Raw genomic sequence first — 17249 nt, 5'->3', positions numbered from 1 at the left:
TGGTTCTGAATGGAAGGGCCATCGCTCAACGGATAAAAGGTACTCCGGGGATAACAGGCTGATACCGCCCAAGAGTTCATATCGACGGCGGTGTTTGGCACCTCGATGTCGGCTCATCACATCCTGGGGCTGAAGTCGGTCCCAAGGGTATGGCTGTTCGCCATTTAAAGTGGTACGCGAGCTGGGTTTAGAACGTCGTGAGACAGTTCGGTCCCTATCTGCCGTGGGCGTTGGAGAATTGAAGGGGGCTGCTCCTAGTACGAGAGGACCGGAGTGGACGAACCTCTGGTGTTCGGGTTGTCACGCCAGTGGCATTGCCCGGTAGCTAAGTTCGGAATTGATAAGCGCTGAAAGCATCTAAGCGCGAAGCGAGCCCTGAGATGAGTTCTCCCTGGCACTATAAGTGTCCTAAAGGGTTGTTCGAGACTAGAACGTTGATAGGCAGGGTGTGTAAGCGCTGTGAGGCGTTGAGCTAACCTGTACTAATTGCCCGTGAGGCTTAACCATACAACACCCAAGGGGTTTTGGTGGACTCAAAGAAGTGCATTGAATGTGTAGAGAATGAAAAACAGCTTTCCGAATTAACCAAATTTGCTTGGCGACCATAGCGTTTTGGACCCACCTGATCCCATGCCGAACTCAGAAGTGAAACGAAACAGCGTCGATGGTAGTGTGGGGTCTCCCCATGTGAGAGTAGAACATCGCCAGGCTTTAATTTCTACTTCTTCTTACGAGAAGAAGTCACTCTAGCGCTGATAATAAGCGGACTAGCAGTTTAAAAATAGATCTGCTGATATAGCTCAGGCGGTAGAGCGCATCCTTGGTAAGGATGAGGTCCCCAGTTCGATTCTGGGTATCAGCACCAGTGATTCAATAGCATTAGCTATAAAAATTCACTTGGCGACCATAGCGTTTTGGACCCACCTGATTCCATGCCGAACTCAGAAGTGAAACGAAACAGCGTCGATGGTAGTGTGGGGTCTCCCCATGTGAGAGTAGAACATCGCCAGGTACTCATTTAAAAAGCCTCTGTAGCAATACAGAGGCTTTTTGCTATTTGCTATTTAGTCGCCAGTCATACTCATAACGGATTGTTCCACGATAGGTGGTAAGTTCTGGACGATACAGCGAAAGATGAGCCATCAACTCTGCTTGAGAACCAAAATCATCGGCATACCATTGATAGATGGAAGATAGAATAAGCTGGTCTTTGGTTATCTTGGCACCTTTCTCGCTGTTGATAAATTCATAGGTAGATTTCTCAAGTAATCGATCGATATTCTGCGCCGTAAAGGCTTCACTTTGCAGGTTTGGGCAACCGAGACTAGCACAATTAACGACGTAGTGAATTCTAGGATCTTGCCATATTGGTCTTAAAATTCGATGTTCAATATCATTAAGAGTGAGTTTTTGACTGGCGATCTCTAATAATGGTAGGTTCCAAGGACCAAACCGAAACCACCCTCCGATTTTAGTGATTGACGAGACTGGATAGTGCTCAAGAATGATATTAACGGTTAAGGCGTTGTACAAGTTTATCCAGTAAGCATATTGCTGCTGCTTGTTTAATGTTCTCGGATCCAATCTTGCCAATTGGTTAATATAAGTCTGTAATTTTTCTCGGTCGGAGATTTCTACATTGGCGTAATCGAAAAGGGTGTGCATACCTTGTTGAGAAAGATAGCGATCGAGAAGTTGTTGCCATGCTTGATGAGATACCTCTTGTGTATTAGCTTCATTACTTTGATTCCAGAAATCCCATAATTCTGATTTAGGCGCAGCACTAATCGATAATGACCAGGACAAGGATAAGAGTGATAGTAAAAATTTCATAAGTTCCTTGGTGAAAGTGAAATAAGTAGGATGATGTTGGAAAATAGTGCCGGTGATATTCGAAGATAGCCATGGATATTGAACAATAAAATTAGGGCTGTATGAGCAGCCCTAATTTTAGTTGTCGGATTTAAGCTAAAAAATGCGGTATCTTGGCTTCATATTCGGCGATTTTAGCTTCATGTTGCAGCGTTAAACCAATATTGTCTAATCCATTGAGTAAGCAGTGTCGACGAAAATCATCGATTTCAAAGCAGTAGGTTTTGTTGTTGGCGACGACATTGAGCGTTTGCAAATCGACGTCAATCGTTGCTCCTGGTGTGTTCTGAACATAGTGAAACAGCTCCTCTACCTCATGATCGGATAAGCGGACAGGGAGCATCTGATTATTTATTGCATTACCATAAAAAATATCGGCAAAGCTTGGAGCAATGATGACTTTTATCCCGTAATCAGCGAGTGCCCAAGGGGCGTGTTCTCTTGACGAACCACAACCAAAGTTTTCACGTGCGAGTAAGATGCTTGCTCCCTGATAACGCGGTTGATTCATGACAAAATCAGGGTTAGGGGTTAATCCTGCATCATCTAAAAACCGCCAATCATGGAAGAGGTGTTGTCCAAAGCTGATACGATTGACCTTTTGCAAAAACTGCTTTGGGATAATCGCATCAGTATCAATATTGGCTGCATCAAGAGCAACAGCTAAACCAGTGTGTTGTTGAAAACCTGACATATCACTTGCTCCTTATTAGCTAAATTGACGAATGTCGACAAAGTGTCCGGCAATCGCTGCGGCGGCTGCCATCGCAGGGCTGACTAAGTGAGTTCTTCCCGCTCGCCCTTGTCTGCCTTCAAAGTTTCGATTGGATGTCGAAGCACAACGCTCTTCTGGCCCTAAGCGATCATTATTCATTGCGAGACACATCGAACAGCCGGGTAAACGCCATTCAAACCCTGCATCGAGGAAGATTTTATCGAGACCTTCTGCTTCAGCTTGTGCTTTTACTTGCTCGGAGCCAGGGACTATCAATGCTTGTACATGAGGGGCGACTTTTTTACCTTTTGCAACGGCTGCGGCAGCACGAATGTCTTCGATTCGTGAATTAGTACACGATCCAACAAATACTTTATCGACTTTGTATTCAGATAGTGAACGGCCTGCTTCTAAGCCCATATAAGCCAGCGCTTTTTCAGCGGATGTTTTTTCGACCGGATCACTAAAGCTCTCTGGTGATGGGATTACCTCATCAACAGCGATAACCTGTCCTGGATTGGTTCCCCAAGTGATTTGTGGTTTTATTTCTGAGGCATCTAAAGTGACGATTGCATCGTATTGTGCATTGGGATCGGTCGTCAGTGTTTTCCAATACTCGACAGCGGCATCAAAATCAGCGCCTTTCGGTGCGAATTTACGTTGTTTAATATAATTAAAGGTTGTTTCATCAGGAGCGATCAGTCCTGCCTTTGCCCCTAATTCAATCGCCATGTTACACACGGTCATGCGTCCTTCCATAGAAAGATCACGAATTGCTTCACCACAGAATTCTACGACATAACCAGTACCTCCGGCAGCGGTTGTTTTGCCGATGATTGCTAGAACAATATCTTTGGCGGTGATGCCAGGAGCCACTTTACCTCGTACTTCGATTTTCATTGTCTTAGCACGGCCTTGCTTCAAGGTTTGGGTTGCTAATACATGTTCAACTTCAGAGGTACCAATACCAAACGCGAGTGAGCCAAAAGCGCCATGTGTCGCGGTGTGTGAATCCCCACAAACAATCGTCATGCCAGGTAGCGTGATACCAAGTTCTGGGCCCATAACATGGACAATGCCTTGATATTTATGGTTTAAATCGTAGAGAGTTACCCCAAATTCAGCGCAGTTTTTTGAGAGGGTTTCCATTTGAATCCGCGCCATTTCCCCTGACGCATTAATATCTTTGGTGGTGGTAGAGACGTTGTGGTCCATGGTCGCGAAGGTTTTGCTGACTTGGCGTACTGGACGACCTTTTTCTCTTAATCCATCAAAGGCTTGTGGTGAGGTTACTTCATGGACCAAATGGCGATCGATGTACAAAATAGGCGTTTCACCGGGGGCGGTAACAACCACATGCGCCTCATAAATTTTTTCATATAACGTTTTTGCTGATGACATTGCTTCTTCCTTGAGCTCTTTGAGCTGCATAGTGTGCTCGTATCGTTAACCGAGCACGACTTATTATGAGTGTAAAATATAACCAGCGATTTTATCGCCCATTTCTGAGGTAGAGAGTGCCGGTTTGTTGCCTGCAAGATCCGCCGTCAGTTCTCCGGCGGATAGTGCTTTTGACACGGCATTTTCAATATCTTGTGCTGCTTGTTCTTCACCTAAGCTATAACGTAACATTAATGCAGCAGAAAGAATTTGTGCTACGGGATTGGCAATATTTTTACCGGCAATATCCGGTGCTGATCCACCGGCTGGTTCATAAAGGCCAAAGTTACTCTCATTCAGGCTTGCAGAAGGCAGCATCCCCATTGAACCGGTGATCATTGCACACTCATCGGAGATGATGTCGCCAAAAATATTCGAGCACAACATCACATCAAACTGAGCAGGATCTTTGATAAGTTGCATAGTCGCGTTATCTATATAGAGATGAGAAAGTTCAATATCTGGGTAGTCTTGAGCTACCTGTTCAACCACCTCACGCCATAAAATAGAGCTTTGTAAAACGTTAGCTTTATCTACCGAACAGACTTTTTTACGACGTAAGCGAGCCGATTCAAAAGCAATTTTTGCGATACGTTCGATTTCATAACGATGATAGACTTCAGTATCAAAGGCTTTTTCATTCGCGCCTTCTCCTTCACGTCCTTTTGGCTGTCCAAAATAAATACCGCCAGTCAGCTCACGAACGACCACAATATCAAAGCCTCGCTCAGAAATATCGGCACGCAAAGGTGAAAAGCTCTCTAATCCAGGATGAATTTGTGCAGGGCGCAAATTACAAAATAGTTGGAAATGTTTACGTAAAGGCAGTAATGCACCACGCTCTGGTTGTTCGTTTGGTGGCAGATGCTCCCATTTGGGGCCGCCAACAGAACCAAAAAGTACCGCATCAGCTTCTTCACAGGCATCTAAGGTGCTTTGGGGTAATGGGCATCCATGATTATCAATGGCAATTCCGCCGACATCATGATATTCGCGGCTAAAGGTGAATGAGTACTTTTGTTCAATAGCATCAAGCACTTTTTCGGCTTGTTGCATTACTTCTGGTCCAATTCCATCACCGGGTAAAACAGCAATGCGGTAGTGTTTGTCTGTCATGGTCGTCCTTTATCTATTTGTCTAATTTTTATTGATCTGTGTTTGCGAATCCGTCGTTGCGGGATTTATACCGTGACGACGTTTTTCTTTTGTTTAATTTGGTCAATCTGGTTTGCACGATGAATGCTATTGATCACATGCAGTAGTGCTTGACCTGATGCTTCAACGATATCCGTAGAAACCCCTGTGCCGTGGTATTTTCTATTTTTATAGTTGGCAATAATGTCGGCTTGGCCAAGGCCATCCTCTCCTTCGCCTTTTGCGGTTAAATCGAATTTATCCAAGACGATGTCATAACCTGTGAGACGATAAATACATTGATAGAGCGCATCAACCGGACCATTACCGACGGCGGCTTCGCAATGTTCTTCATCACCACACTTAAGTTTAATTGTGGTGGTGGCCATGACACTGCCAGATTGCACACTAAGATAATTCAACTTATAGAAATCGTCTTCTTCACGTAAATTCGAAAAGTGCATTAAGGCTTCTAAGTCGTAGTCGAATACCTGACCTTTACGATCAGCCAATTTGAGGAAGTCTTCATATAACGCATCTAAATTATACTCATGTTCATGATAGCCCATGGATTCCATATGACTTTTCACGGCCGCACGACCACTACGACTGGTCAAATTCAGCGCTTGGTTTTTCAAACCAATCGATTCAGGGGTAATGATTTCGTAGGTATTCTTATTTTTTAATACCCCATCTTGATGAATACCCGATGAGTGGCTAAATGCATTCGCTCCAACAATCGCTTTATTGCTTTGGATAGGCATATTACACAGTTGGCTGACTAATTTACTTGTCCGACTGATTTCTTCATGACGAATATTGGTTTTAACGCCTAATAGGTCGTGACGAGTTTTCAATATCATGGCGATTTCTTCTAGGGCACAGTTACCAGCACGTTCACCAATACCATTGATCGTGCCTTCTATCTGCCTTGCACCGGCTTGAACCGCTGCAATCGAGTTGGCAACCGACATGCCTAAGTCATCATGACAATGAACGGAAATGATCGCCTTGTCGATGTTGGGAACACGATTAAATAAGGTTTGAATGATGCCACCAAACTCGCTAGGTACGGTATAGCCAACCGTATCGGGAATATTAATGGTACGTGCTCCAGCATTGATCGCTGCTTCTACCATGCGACAAAGGTTATCTATGGGAGTGCGTCCAGCATCTTCACAGGAAAATTCGACGTCATCGGTATAGTTTCTGGCATGTTTGACGGCTTGCACCGCCATGTCCACCACATCATCGTAACTGCGGCGCAATTTATCTTGTACGTGAATCGTGGATGTTGAAATGAAGGTGTGAATACGAAAAGCGTCGGCGACTTTTAATGCTTCGGCGGCAGCATCGATATCTTTCGCAACGGCACGCGAAAGGGCACAGACTCGGCTATTTTTAATGTGTTTAGCAATGGTTTGGACCGACTCAAAATCACCAGGAGAGGAGACAGGAAATCCGGCTTCGATTATATCAACGCCTAAGCGCTCAAGAGCATAAGCGATTTGTAGCTTTTCTTTGACGGTTAGACTCGCTGATAACGCCTGTTCGCCATCACGTAATGTGGTATCGAAGATAATGACCTGATCACTCATGTTTGCTCCCTGATAGTGTTGTGCCTGTCGGTTTAATTTAGCTAGACTGATGTTTTTGGGGTCTTAGCACTGGATTAAGCCGATGGTTTCTGGTTGACTTCCTGAATATTGATATAAAAAAACCCGCATCTCTGTGCGGGTTCTATGTAATCAGTGTGTTATTTTTCTTCCACAAGCTACCCGCGCGATTGGTTCACGATCAGAAGTAGGCCTAGCAGAAGAGAAATACGTAATATCATTATTAACATTCCACACGATTAAGTTAACAAATTAGTACCGCACTCCACTGAACTCGTCAACCCCTAAATCTATTTTTATTGATTAACGGTGATATTAAGCGATTAGAGTGAGGTCGGTCTGTCATCTATTTTCAAACAAAGGATCACGGTGTTGTCATTTGCCTTACCTATGCTCAATAAACATTGAGTAGATTAAGCAAGGAATAGAGCATGCGCACCATTGAACCACTGATTAAGTTAGATTTAGCTTTATCGACCTATTGTTTACGACATCAAGCGACTTCATCCTTAACGAATGTAAGTAAGGCGGTCTCTCATACGGGAGATGGCCATCTTTATTTAATATTAGGCTTATTGGCTTGGGGGCTTGATAGGAATCATGGTAGTCAATTTTTCATTATTGGTATGGCGGCTTTTGCCATCGAATTACCTATTTATTGGGTGGTGAAAAATGCGGTTCAGCGACGTAGACCACAAGACTATTCGCCTTGTTTTACCGCCTCTATTACTCCCTCTGATCGTTACAGCTTACCCTCAGGCCACACCGCCGCCGCTTTTTTAATGGCGACATTGATAGGGCAGTTTTACCCGAGTCTTTATCCTGCTGCTCTGATTTGGGCAGGATTGATCGGTAGTTCGCGTATTGTATTAGGCGTTCATTTTTTTACAGATGTCGTCGCTGGTGCGTTGTTGGGGTATGGCTCGGCTGTGATAGCGATGATTATTCTCGAGGGGGCATTATTATGAAAATACTTTATGGTGTCCAAGGAACGGGAAATGGGCATATTGCTCGCGCACGCGCGATGAGCAATGCCTTTAAGCAACGCCATATCGAAGTCGACTTCTTGTTTTCTGGTCGAGATGCCCAACACTATTTTTCGATGGAGTGTTTTGGTCATTATCAGACACGGCATGGTTTGACTTTTATTTCTCGGCGAGGAAAGGTGAGTTACTTAAAGACGCTTTGCGCGAATCGTCTTGGACGATATTACCAAGAGGTAACAAACCTTGATTTAAGTGGCTATGATTTAGTGATCAACGATTTTGAACCAGTGACGGCTTGGGCGGCGAAACAACAAGGGATTACGTCTATTAGCTTAAGTCACCAGAATGCGTTTCGTTATTCAGTACCTATTAAAGGAGCCAGTTGGTTGGACAAATCGATCATGCAGCATTTTTCTCCGGCTAATTATTATCTCGCTTTGCATTGGTACCACTTCAATCAACCTATTTTGCCGCCGATCATTCATTCGTCAAATCAATCGATTACTAATCAGGGATTTATCTTGGTTTATTTGCCTTTTGAAGACTTGGAACAAGTGTGTGAATTATTGACCCGCTTTACTCACCAATCTTTTATCTGCTATCACCCAGCGATTGAGCAGAGCCTGCAAGTTGATAATCTGCATTTAAAGCCATTGTCTCACCAATCATTTCAGATTGATTTACACCGTTGTTCAGGTGTTATCGCTAATGGTGGGTTTGAATTACCTTCTGAAGCCTTATCGTTAGGAAAAAAGCTCCTGTTAAAGCCATTAATCGGTCAATTTGAACAACAAAGCAATGTGGCCACTTTAGAGTTGCTTGGACTTGCAGCGAGCATGAACTCATTGGATGCTTTTGTGATCAGTGAATGGCTGAATGAACAAGACATTGAGCGCGTACATTACCCCGATGTGGCGGGGGCAATCGTTGACTGGTTGCTTAACGGAAACTGGGCTTGTCACTCGGAATTATCACAACAGCTTTGGAAGCAAGTCGATTTCCCTAATTATGCCGCGTTAAATTAATTCACTAAATTATTCTTACATCGAATGATATTTGTCGTGTGAATATTAGTTTTTGTTTACGTCTTAAAGTATTCGCGAGGTCAATGTTTTATAAAAAACACCGGAAAATAAACTTTATCTTTTTTTATAAAAAACTAACCAATTGAAATTAAAGGTGGTTTATTTGCTTGTGGTAAAATTTACTGACTTTTTCTCAATACTATTGCTATTAGTTAAATGAATCGTTGATAGTAGGTCTCACCAGAAATTATCTGGGTAATAAATACTTCTGCATTCTTTTTTTGCTTGAGATGGGTTACCACTCATTGCGGTGAAATTTGAGGTAGATGATAATAAAAAAGAGGCGTACTTTATGCTTAACAAAAAAGATCCAATGAGCGCAATTGCGAGTTACCGTATGGAAAGCACTCTGCGTAGCGTTGATTTAAATTTACTCACTGTGTTCGATGCGGTGATGCAAGAGCAAAATATTACTCGAGCTGCCCATAATTTAGGCATGTCTCAACCTGCAGTGAGCAATGCGGTTGCGCGTTTAAAAGTGATGTTTAATGACGAACTGTTTATGCGCCAAGGACGAGGGATTCAACCCACACCACGTGCTCGTCAGTTGTTTGGCCCGATTCGCCAAGCACTACAACTCATTCGTAATGAATTACCAAGCTCGGTGTTTTCTCCTCTGACCTCGACTCGTTTATTCAAACTAGCGATTTGTAGTCCTTGTGATATTCGTTTTGCACCACAAATTATGGCGACCATTCATGAGCAAGCGCCTCACGTTCAATTGCATCTTGATGCGGAGTTTGATCGTCAATTAGCTGAGCGCATGCGTTATCAAGAGATTGATTTTGTTATTGACTACGCCCGATTTGATGAACAAGGTTTTTCCAGTACCGAAATATTCCAAGATGAGTTAGTGGTGGTCGCTGCCAAATCTCATCCACGAATTCAAGGATCGATCACTCGTGAGTTACTGGCGAGTGAACAACACGCTAAGCTGTCAAAAGTTCATGGTCAACGCAGTTTTTCTGAGCAGGCATATCGTGAATTAGATTGCCAAGCAAACTACGAAGGAACCAGCTTGAGCAATGTACTTTATGTCGTTGGTCAATCTGAACTTGTGACGATTGCTCCACGTTGGGTCGTTGAACACGCAGCGAATAAAGAGCAGTTGCAAATTCTAGATTTTCCATTTGATCATGCAAGTATCAGCGGTTATTTAAGTTGGCACGAATCAAGTGAAAAAGACAAAGGCCATATTTGGTTACGTGACCAATTAATGATGACTTGTGGCAATGTCGTTGCCTTGTCGTAAATAATATTGGCGTGGCGTGAACTTCAGGTTAGGGAAAGCCTTAACCTGAAGTTCTTTTTGTTTTAAGAGACAATCTTTTCGTAAAAGTTTGATACCGTGCCATTGTCTTTTGAACGGTTAAATGTACACTTGTTCGCTCAAAAAATAGCTTACAAGTGTAAGCCATAGGTAAGAGACATGGTCAATTTAGATTTTCATATCGTTAACTGTATTCGTGAGCAAATTTCGCGCGGTGGCAATCGTATTGCATTACAGCATAAAGTGGATAAAGCGTGGCAGGACATTACTTGGCATCAATTTGGTCAACAAATGGATCAACTGTCCTTAGCATTATTATCGTTAGGTTTGGATGTTCAAGATAAAGTCGCAATTTGTTCCCCCAACATGCCACGATGGACAATTGCCGATTTTGCTGCCTTGCAAGCAAGATTGGTGACGGTGCCGATTTACCCCACCAATACACCAGAGCAGTGTGCTTACATTTTGCACAACGCAGATGCCAAAGTATTATTTGTCGGTGAGCAAGCACAGTATGATGTGGCTCTCGCTATTTTTGAACAATGTGAGACCTTACAATTGATCATCGCCATGAGTGATGACATTGATTTACAGGGTTTTTGCCATGCTTTTACTTGGAGTGATTTTATTGCTCAAGGTTCTACTGCTCAGCAAGCTGAGCTATCGGCACGTATCGCAAAGGCTAACTATGATGATCTTTATACCCTAATTTATACATCAGGCACGACCGGACAACCTAAAGGGGTGATGCTTGATTACCGTAACATTGGTGCTCAATTAGAAGGGCATGATCAACGGTTAACTCTTTCTGATCAGGACATCTCTTTGTGTTTCTTACCACTTTCGCATGTCTTTGAGCGCGCGTGGAGTTGCTATGTTTTGTATAAAGGAGCGACCAACGTTTATTTGCAAGAGGTATCTCAAGTCCGTGAGGCATTGAGTGAGGTGCGCCCTACCGTGATGTGTGCTGTGCCGCGTTTTTACGAAAAGATTTTCTCTGCTATCCATGAAAAAGTCGCGAAAGCGCCATTTCATCGCAAAGCCTTGTTTACTTGGGCGGTCAACATGGGAGCCAAAATGGCCTTATGTCGTCAAGAGAATCGTCAACCGTCATGGTTGTTAGTGCGTAGCTATCAGCTTGCGGATAAATTGGTGTTGGTTAAGTTAAGAGCTTTATTGGGCGGACGAATCCATTTTATGCCATGTGGTGGCGCAAAATTGGATGAAACGATCGGACGCTTTTTCCATGCGATTGGCATCAATGTCAAATTGGGTTATGGCATGACGGAAACCACTGCCACCGTCTCTTGTTGGAACGATCACCAGTTTAATCCTGATTCTATTGGTATCAGTATGCCGAATGTGCAGCTTAAAATTGGTGAAAATAATGAAATTTTGGTTCGCGGGCCGATGGTGATGCGTGGTTATTACAAAATGCCGCAAGAAACCGCGAATAGTTTTGATGAACAAGGCTTTTTAAAAACTGGTGATGCTGGACATATTGATGAATACGGTAACGTTTTTATTACCGATCGCATTAAAGAGTTAATGAAAACCTCGAATGGTAAATACATTGCACCTCAGCTTGTTGAAGGCACGATAGGCAAAGATCATTTTATTGAACAAATTGCCGTAATCGCTGATACGCGTAAGTTTGTTTCTGCATTGATTGTTCCGTGTTTTGATACACTGGAGAGCTACGCGAAAGAATTAAATATTAAGTATCACGATCGTCTTGAACTGATCAAACATAGCCAAGTGTTGGAAATGTTCGAAAAACGAGTTCATGATTTACAACAAGGCTTGGCTAAATTTGAGCAGGTAAAACAGTTTAAACTGCTGCCTAAAGCCTTTTCTATGGATGAAGGTGAATTAACCCCAACCCAGAAACTGCGTCGTAAAGTGATTAATGATCGCTATCAACACGAAATTGAAGACATGTATCGTGATAAATCAAAAGAGTAAATTCTCAAACGCCTTGTTACGCGATATGATTATCCGTTAAGCCAGAATGTTCTCCGCCCCGATCGCTCGATGACAGGGGCGGAAGTAATGATAGCTTATAGCCACTGTATTTTGATTGACTACGTTTTCTAGTGCTTTAAACCATTTTGCGTGGCGTTCGCGTGTGAATCTGGATGTATTGCTGCATCAAGAAGAGAGCGATGGACTAACGTAACAAAATATTACTCTGTTTTTTATCCCCTTTCTGCCTCTCTACTCTGTGTATGATGATAAATTCAACATTGAGCGCCTTTTATACATTTATTTACCTTATCTTATTGTTTGCTGGCGTTTTATGCCATTAGACCTAATGAAAATAAACCGTTACAGTTGTTGCGTTACCTTAGCACTTGTTATGACCGGTGCGGGACATAGCGGAAAGCGGAAGGCTTCCACATCAGGCTACAAATAAGCCCTAGACTATGTAAAACCAGCTTTATGCACTGACCCGGTGTAGAAGATTGGTCAAGGAGAAGAAAATGGCAGAATTACCCAATAGAGCGATGTTATCTGGCGCTGAAATGGTCGTGCAATCGCTGATAGAAGAAGGGGTGGAGCAGATTTTTGGCTATCCCGGTGGTTCCGTATTAGATATTTACGATGCATTACATCTCAAAGCTGATCAAATTAAGCATGTATTGGTTCGGCACGAACAAGCCGCCACGCACATGGCGGATGGTTATGCTCGAGCCACAGGAAAGACGGGAGTGGTATTGGTCTGCTCTGGACCTGGTGCGACCAATACCATCACCGGTATTGCCACCGCGTATATGGATTCCATTCCAATGATTGTTATCTCTGGTAACGTTGCCACCAATTTAATTGGTAATGATGCTTTTCAGGAGTGTGACATTGTTGGTGTGTCAAGGCCGATTGTAAAACACAGTTTTTTAGTTAAAAAAGCGCAAGATATCCCAGAAACGATCAAAAAAGCGTTTTACATCGCTGCCACTGGACGTCCTGGTCCTGTGGTGATTGATATTCCCAAAGATGTAATGAACCCTTTGGTTAAATTACCCTATCAATACCCAGATTCTATCCATCTACGCTCCTATAACCCAACGACTGCTGGTCATAAAGGGCAGATTAAAAAAGCCTTGAAAGCGCTGCTCGCTGCTAAAAAACCGGTACTGTATATCGGTGGTGGGGCGATCATTTCACAAGCCGATAAACCTATCAGAGCCTTAGCCGAACAGCTCAATCTTCCTGTGGTCAGTACATTGATGGGATTGGGCGCTTTTCCTGGTACCCATAAAAATAGTTTAGGCATGTTGGGTATGCATGGTTTGTATGAAGCCAATATGGCGATGCATCATGCGGATTTAATTTTTGGGGTCGGAGTTCGGTTTGATGATCGTACGACGAATAATTTGGAAAAATATTGTCCCAATGCCAAGATCATGCATATCGATATTGATCCATCTTCTATCTCAAAAAATGTCAAAGTTGATTTACCGATCGTCGGCTCAGCTGAACAAGTTTTAACGACCATGCTCAAATTATTGCACGAGCAAGAAGAAGCTAATGATCATCAAGCATTGGCCTTGTGGTGGCAAGAGATAGAGCAGTGGCGAGAGCGTCAATGTTTACGCTATGAAACTTCTGCCGAACGTATCAAACCTCAGCAAGTGATCGAAAGTTTATTTCGGCTTACCGAAGGCAATGCTTATGTAGCCTCTGATGTTGGTCAGCATCAAATGTTTGCTGCGCTTTACTATCCATTTGATAAGCCGCGTCGCTGGATTAACTCTGGTGGTCTTGGCACGATGGGGTTTGGTTTACCCGCGGCGCTTGGTGTTAAGTTTGCGCTTCCAGAGGAAGAAGTGGTGGTGGTGACGGGTGATGGCAGTATTCAAATGAATATCCAAGAGCTTTCTACCGCATTGCAGTATGGTATTCCGGTCAAGATCATCAACCTCAATAACCGTTTTTTAGGCATGGTCAAACAGTGGCAAGATATTATTTATCAAGGCCGCTACTCTAACTCTTACATGAGTTCAGTCCCTGATTTTGCCGCGATAGCGGAAGCGTATGGCCATGTTGGGATGCGCATTTCATCTCCTGATGAACTGGAATCAGGACTGGCTAAAGCGCTCGCGATGAAAGATCGTTTAGTGTTTGTTGATATTAACGTTGATGAGACCGAGCATGTTTACCCAATGCAAATTAAGGGTGAAGGCATGGATAAAATGTGGTTAAGCAGAACGGAGAGAACCTAAAATGAGATATATCATTTCCTTACTGTTAGAGAACCAGCCTGGTGCGCTTTCTCGTGTGGTTGGCTTGTTCTCTCAGCGTGGTTATAACATTGAAACGTTAAACGTCTCGCCCACAGATGATGCAACATTGTCGCGTTTGAACATCACCACGAAATCGGATCAGATGCAGTTAGAGCAGATTCAAAAGCAACTGCATAAATTGATCGATGTTTTGAAAGTGCAAGAAGTCTCGGAGTTTGAGCATATCGAGCGTGAATTGATGTTGGTTAAAGTCAAAGCCAGCGGTTTTGCTCGGGCTGAAGTTAAGCGCACGGCTGATATCTTTCGTGGTCAGATTGTTGATGTGACTGCTGCGCAATATACGGTTCAATTAACCGGAACCAGCGATAAATTGGACGCCTTTATCGCGGCGATCACCGAAGTCACGGAAGTGATTGAAGTGGCGCGAAGCGGTGTGGTTGGCATGACTCGTGGCGAGCGAGCGCTGCGCGGTTAAGGCAAGCTAAAAACGAAAAAACCAGCCTCGGCTGGTTTTTTCGTTGTATGGTTCGATTAATGAAGAATACGCGCACGAATGGTGCCATCGATAGCCTTAAGCTTGATTAAGGCTTCTTCCGAGCGTGCCGTTTCGACATCGATAACCACATAGCCAATATTGGCGCTAGTTTGTAAATATTGCGCGGCAATATTGATCCCATCTTGGGCAAAAATGGTGTTGATTTGGGTTAGGATACCGGGGCGATTCTCATGGATATGCAATAAACGAGAACAATCACGATGCTGAGGTAGTGATACTTCAGGGAAGTTAACACTCGATAGGGTTGAGCCGTTATCTGAGTATTTGGTGAGCTTACCAGCGACTTCGATACCAATGTTTTCTTGCGCTTCTTGAGTTGAACCGCCAACGTGTGGGGTAAGAAGGACATTATCAAATGCAGTGAGTGGTGACTCAAAGCGTTCTTTGTTTGACGCCGGCTCCGTTGGGAAAACATCAATCGCGGCTCCGGCAATATGGCCAGATTCAAGAGCGCCACACAGTGCCGGAATATCAACCACGGTACCCCGAGCTGCGTTGATAAATATAGCGCCTGGTTTCATGCGGGCGAACTCTTCTACGCCCATCATATTTTTGGTTTCCGGCGTTTCTGGGACATGCAAAGAGATAACATCACACTTATTGAGTAGCTCACTCATGGTATGTACTTGAGTGGCATTGCCCAAAGAGAGTTTATTCTCAATGTCATAGAAATAGACATGCATACCGAGGTTTTCAGCAATAATTCCGAGCTGAGTACCAATATGACCATAACCAATAATCCCTAAGCGTTTACCGCGCGCTTCATAGGAATTGTCGGCACTTTTTTTCCAGATGCCACGATGAGCCAAAGCATTTTTCTCTGGGATACCGCGCAACAACAAGAGGATTTCGCCTAAAACCAATTCGGCCACACTGCGTGTGTTAGAAAAGGGAGCATTAAATACCGGAATACCACGTTGGGCTGCGGCCTTTAAATTAACTTGGTTGGTGCCAATACAAAAACAACCGATAGCAACCAGCTTATTAGCGGCGTTAATCACCGACTCGGTGAGATTGGTTCGCGAGCGAATACCGATAAAATGGACGTCTTTGACGGCTTCCAGTAGCTCGGCTTCTTCGAGCGAACCTTTGTGATATTCAATATTGCTGTAACCAGCAGCTTGTAAAACTTCGACGGTGGAAGGGTGTAATCCTTCCAGCAGTAAGATTTTAATTTTATCTTTTTCTAGTGAAACTTTGGCCATGATACTCGTCCTTAAATATGGGAAATGGGCTTATTGAGTGAACCACAAGTATCCCCATTCCGTTTGAAGTCACCGCTTCACGTTGTTGATGATTGCGTGATAAATCGGTCATAGAGCTATTTTTCAAATGGTTTGGGTATCAAACGTCAATTATTGGACTTGTTTTATTCAACGCAAACGTTTTCCTTGTGTGTCTTTGCTCCAATAAACTAACAAATATTTTCCGGTTTGGGTAAGAAAATTACGGAATAAGCGAGAATATTCTTTAATGAAAAGCAATAAAAACGGCACACAAGGTGCCGTTTGTAATCAAATAACCAAAAAGGTGGTGATTTTCTCAATTTTATTCTTCGATTTTGGCACCTTGCTCGGTTCCCGTGATCACCACATCGGCACCGCGATGGGCAAATAAACCATTGGTCACGACGCCGGTAATCGAGTTAATTTTATCTTCCAGCGCTTTGGCTTGAGTAATGTGCAGATCGTGCACATCCAAAATAATATTGCCGTTATCAGTAATCACCCCTTCACGATAGACAGGTTTTCCACCCAATTTGCTTAATTCACGGCTAACGTAGCTACGTGCCATTGGGATAACTTCAACTGGCAGTGGAAATTTCCCTAGCACGGGAACAGCTTTGCTGCCATCGACGATACAGATAAATTGTTTAGCAATCGCTGCAACAATTTTTTCTCGCGTTAAGGCCGCACCACCGCCCTTAATCATTTCGCGTTGAGCGTTGATTTCATCAGCCCCATCCACGTAAACATCTAATGCTTCAATGTCATTACAGTCATAAACTTTGATACCAAGTGCTTGGAGTTTTTCTGTTGAAGCCAATGAGCTCGAGACTGCGCCTTGAATATCATCCTTAATAGAGCCTAAGGCATCGATGAAGTGATTAACAGTTGAGCCTGTACCGACACCAACAATACTGCCTTTTTTGACATAGTTAAGTGCAGCCCAGCCGGCGGCTTTTTTCATTTCATCTTGAGTCATGCCTATCTCCTGATTGTGAGTCATTGAATGTTGATTGGTATTGAACAAGTAACCCTGCCAATACATTAACCATAAAGGGGGAATAAGGGCGAGATTATATACTCAAATGGTGTTCAGCTGTACTGA

General features: G+C 43.5%; 13 protein-coding genes, 1 tRNA gene and 3 rRNA genes. 10 read left to right on the top strand and 7 right to left on the bottom strand.

Translation table 11 applies throughout. From position 1 onward, the window contains the following. The 4 genes from VIB_RS02195 to rrf (VIB_RS02180) form a co-directional block, all read left to right on the top strand. Positions 1 to 507: ribosomal RNA gene (locus tag VIB_RS02195) — 23S ribosomal RNA — on the top strand; the annotation flags it as partial. An 87-nt stretch (positions 508 to 594) separates the two neighbouring features. Continuing rightward, positions 595 to 710: ribosomal RNA gene (rrf, locus tag VIB_RS02190) — 5S ribosomal RNA — on the top strand. A gap of 79 nt (positions 711 to 789) precedes the next feature. Next, positions 790 to 865 (top strand) — tRNA-Thr (locus VIB_RS02185). 31 nt (positions 866 to 896) lie between these two features. Further along, positions 897 to 1012, top strand: a 5S ribosomal RNA gene (rrf, locus tag VIB_RS02180). Between the two features lie 41 nt (positions 1013 to 1053). On the opposite strand, the gene VIB_RS02175 is transcribed toward rrf (VIB_RS02180), so the two are convergent. The 5 genes from VIB_RS02175 to leuA all read right to left on the bottom strand — a co-directional run bounded on the left by VIB_RS02175 (position 1054) and on the right by leuA (position 6759). Next, entirely contained in the window at positions 1054 to 1833 is a 780-nt protein-coding gene (locus tag VIB_RS02175; RefSeq protein ID WP_004394358.1) for a DUF547 domain-containing protein, read from the bottom strand. Between the two features lie 130 nt (positions 1834 to 1963). Further along, positions 1964 to 2566 (bottom strand): 3-isopropylmalate dehydratase small subunit, encoded by a 603-nt coding sequence (leuD, locus tag VIB_RS02170; RefSeq protein WP_040903851.1) that lies wholly within the window; start codon positions 2564 to 2566, stop codon positions 1964 to 1966. Positions 2567 to 2581: 15 nt separating this feature from the next. Further along, positions 2582 to 3988 (bottom strand): 3-isopropylmalate dehydratase large subunit, encoded by a 1407-nt coding sequence (gene leuC, locus VIB_RS02165; RefSeq protein WP_040903874.1) that lies wholly within the window; start codon positions 3986 to 3988, stop codon positions 2582 to 2584. Between the two features lie 63 nt (positions 3989 to 4051). Further along, positions 4052 to 5143, bottom strand: a complete 1092-nt coding sequence (leuB, locus tag VIB_RS02160; RefSeq protein WP_004394355.1) for a 3-isopropylmalate dehydrogenase — start codon at positions 5141 to 5143, stop codon at positions 4052 to 4054. A gap of 65 nt (positions 5144 to 5208) precedes the next feature. Then, entirely contained in the window at positions 5209 to 6759 is a 1551-nt protein-coding gene (leuA, locus tag VIB_RS02155) for a 2-isopropylmalate synthase (protein WP_004394354.1), read from the bottom strand. A gap of 449 nt (positions 6760 to 7208) precedes the next feature. Between leuA and VIB_RS02150 the strand changes: the two genes are divergently transcribed. The 6 genes from VIB_RS02150 (at position 7209) to ilvN (ending at position 14837) form a co-directional block, all read left to right on the top strand. Beyond that, positions 7209 to 7745, top strand: coding sequence for a phosphatase PAP2 family protein (locus tag VIB_RS02150; RefSeq protein ID WP_040903849.1), 537 nt, complete (start codon positions 7209 to 7211; stop codon positions 7743 to 7745). Next, on the top strand, positions 7742 to 8788 hold the full coding sequence (locus tag VIB_RS02145) for an MJ1255/VC2487 family glycosyltransferase (RefSeq protein WP_004394353.1): 1047 nt from the start codon (positions 7742 to 7744) through the stop codon (positions 8786 to 8788). Before VIB_RS02150 ends, VIB_RS02145 begins: the two co-directional genes overlap by 4 nt. A gap of 352 nt (positions 8789 to 9140) precedes the next feature. Then, positions 9141 to 10100 (top strand): transcriptional regulator LeuO, encoded by a 960-nt coding sequence (leuO, locus tag VIB_RS02140; protein ID WP_004394352.1) that lies wholly within the window; start codon positions 9141 to 9143, stop codon positions 10098 to 10100. Between the two features lie 177 nt (positions 10101 to 10277). Further along, positions 10278 to 12083, top strand: coding sequence for an AMP-dependent synthetase/ligase (locus tag VIB_RS02135; RefSeq protein ID WP_004394351.1), 1806 nt, complete (start codon positions 10278 to 10280; stop codon positions 12081 to 12083). A 518-nt stretch (positions 12084 to 12601) separates the two neighbouring features. Continuing rightward, positions 12602 to 14341 carry an acetolactate synthase 3 large subunit gene (locus VIB_RS02130; protein ID WP_040903847.1) on the top strand — a complete coding sequence of 580 codons (1740 nt, stop codon included), beginning with the start codon at positions 12602 to 12604 and terminating at the stop codon, positions 14339 to 14341. A gap of 1 nt (position 14342) precedes the next feature. Then, complete coding sequence (gene ilvN / locus VIB_RS02125; protein ID WP_004394349.1) at positions 14343 to 14837, top strand: acetolactate synthase small subunit; 495 nt, start codon at positions 14343 to 14345, stop codon at positions 14835 to 14837. 56 nt (positions 14838 to 14893) lie between these two features. Here ilvN and serA read toward each other — a convergent pair whose 3' ends face one another. After that, entirely contained in the window at positions 14894 to 16123 is a 1230-nt protein-coding gene (serA, locus tag VIB_RS02120) for a phosphoglycerate dehydrogenase (protein ID WP_004394348.1), read from the bottom strand. A gap of 343 nt (positions 16124 to 16466) precedes the next feature. Continuing rightward, positions 16467 to 17123, bottom strand: coding sequence for a ribose-5-phosphate isomerase RpiA (gene rpiA / locus VIB_RS02115; protein WP_004394347.1), 657 nt, complete (start codon positions 17121 to 17123; stop codon positions 16467 to 16469). Between the last annotated feature and the right edge of the window lie 126 nt (positions 17124 to 17249).

The organism is Vibrio metschnikovii CIP 69.14, from assembly GCF_000176155.1.
GTDB classification, from domain to species: Bacteria; Pseudomonadota; Gammaproteobacteria; order Enterobacterales; family Vibrionaceae; genus Vibrio; species Vibrio metschnikovii.
The sequence above is the reverse complement of the archived record's forward strand: the minus strand, read 5'-3'. Positions and strand labels throughout refer to the sequence as shown.

Excerpts from the sequence above, each read along its gene's own strand:
- VIB_RS02175 (WP_004394358.1), bottom strand. The coding sequence starts at position 1,833 with ATGAAATTTTTACTATCACTCTTATCCTTGTCCTGGTCATTATCGATT.
- leuD (WP_040903851.1), bottom strand. The coding sequence starts at position 2,566 with ATGTCAGGTTTTCAACAACACACTGGTTTAGCTGTTGCTCTTGATGCA.
- leuC (WP_040903874.1), bottom strand. The coding sequence starts at position 3,988 with ATGTCATCAGCAAAAACGTTATATGAAAAAATTTATGAGGCGCATGTG.
- leuB (WP_004394355.1), bottom strand. The coding sequence starts at position 5,143 with ATGACAGACAAACACTACCGCATTGCTGTTTTACCCGGTGATGGAATT.
- leuA (WP_004394354.1), bottom strand. The coding sequence starts at position 6,759 with ATGAGTGATCAGGTCATTATCTTCGATACCACATTACGTGATGGCGAA.
- VIB_RS02150 (WP_040903849.1), top strand. The coding sequence starts at position 7,209 with ATGCGCACCATTGAACCACTGATTAAGTTAGATTTAGCTTTATCGACC.
- VIB_RS02145 (WP_004394353.1), top strand. The coding sequence starts at position 7,742 with ATGAAAATACTTTATGGTGTCCAAGGAACGGGAAATGGGCATATTGCT.
- leuO (WP_004394352.1), top strand. The coding sequence starts at position 9,141 with ATGCTTAACAAAAAAGATCCAATGAGCGCAATTGCGAGTTACCGTATG.
- VIB_RS02135 (WP_004394351.1), top strand. The coding sequence starts at position 10,278 with ATGGTCAATTTAGATTTTCATATCGTTAACTGTATTCGTGAGCAAATT.
- VIB_RS02130 (WP_040903847.1), top strand. The coding sequence starts at position 12,602 with ATGGCAGAATTACCCAATAGAGCGATGTTATCTGGCGCTGAAATGGTC.
- ilvN (WP_004394349.1), top strand. The coding sequence starts at position 14,343 with ATGAGATATATCATTTCCTTACTGTTAGAGAACCAGCCTGGTGCGCTT.
- serA (WP_004394348.1), bottom strand. The coding sequence starts at position 16,123 with ATGGCCAAAGTTTCACTAGAAAAAGATAAAATTAAAATCTTACTGCTG.
- rpiA (WP_004394347.1), bottom strand. The coding sequence starts at position 17,123 with ATGACTCAAGATGAAATGAAAAAAGCCGCCGGCTGGGCTGCACTTAAC.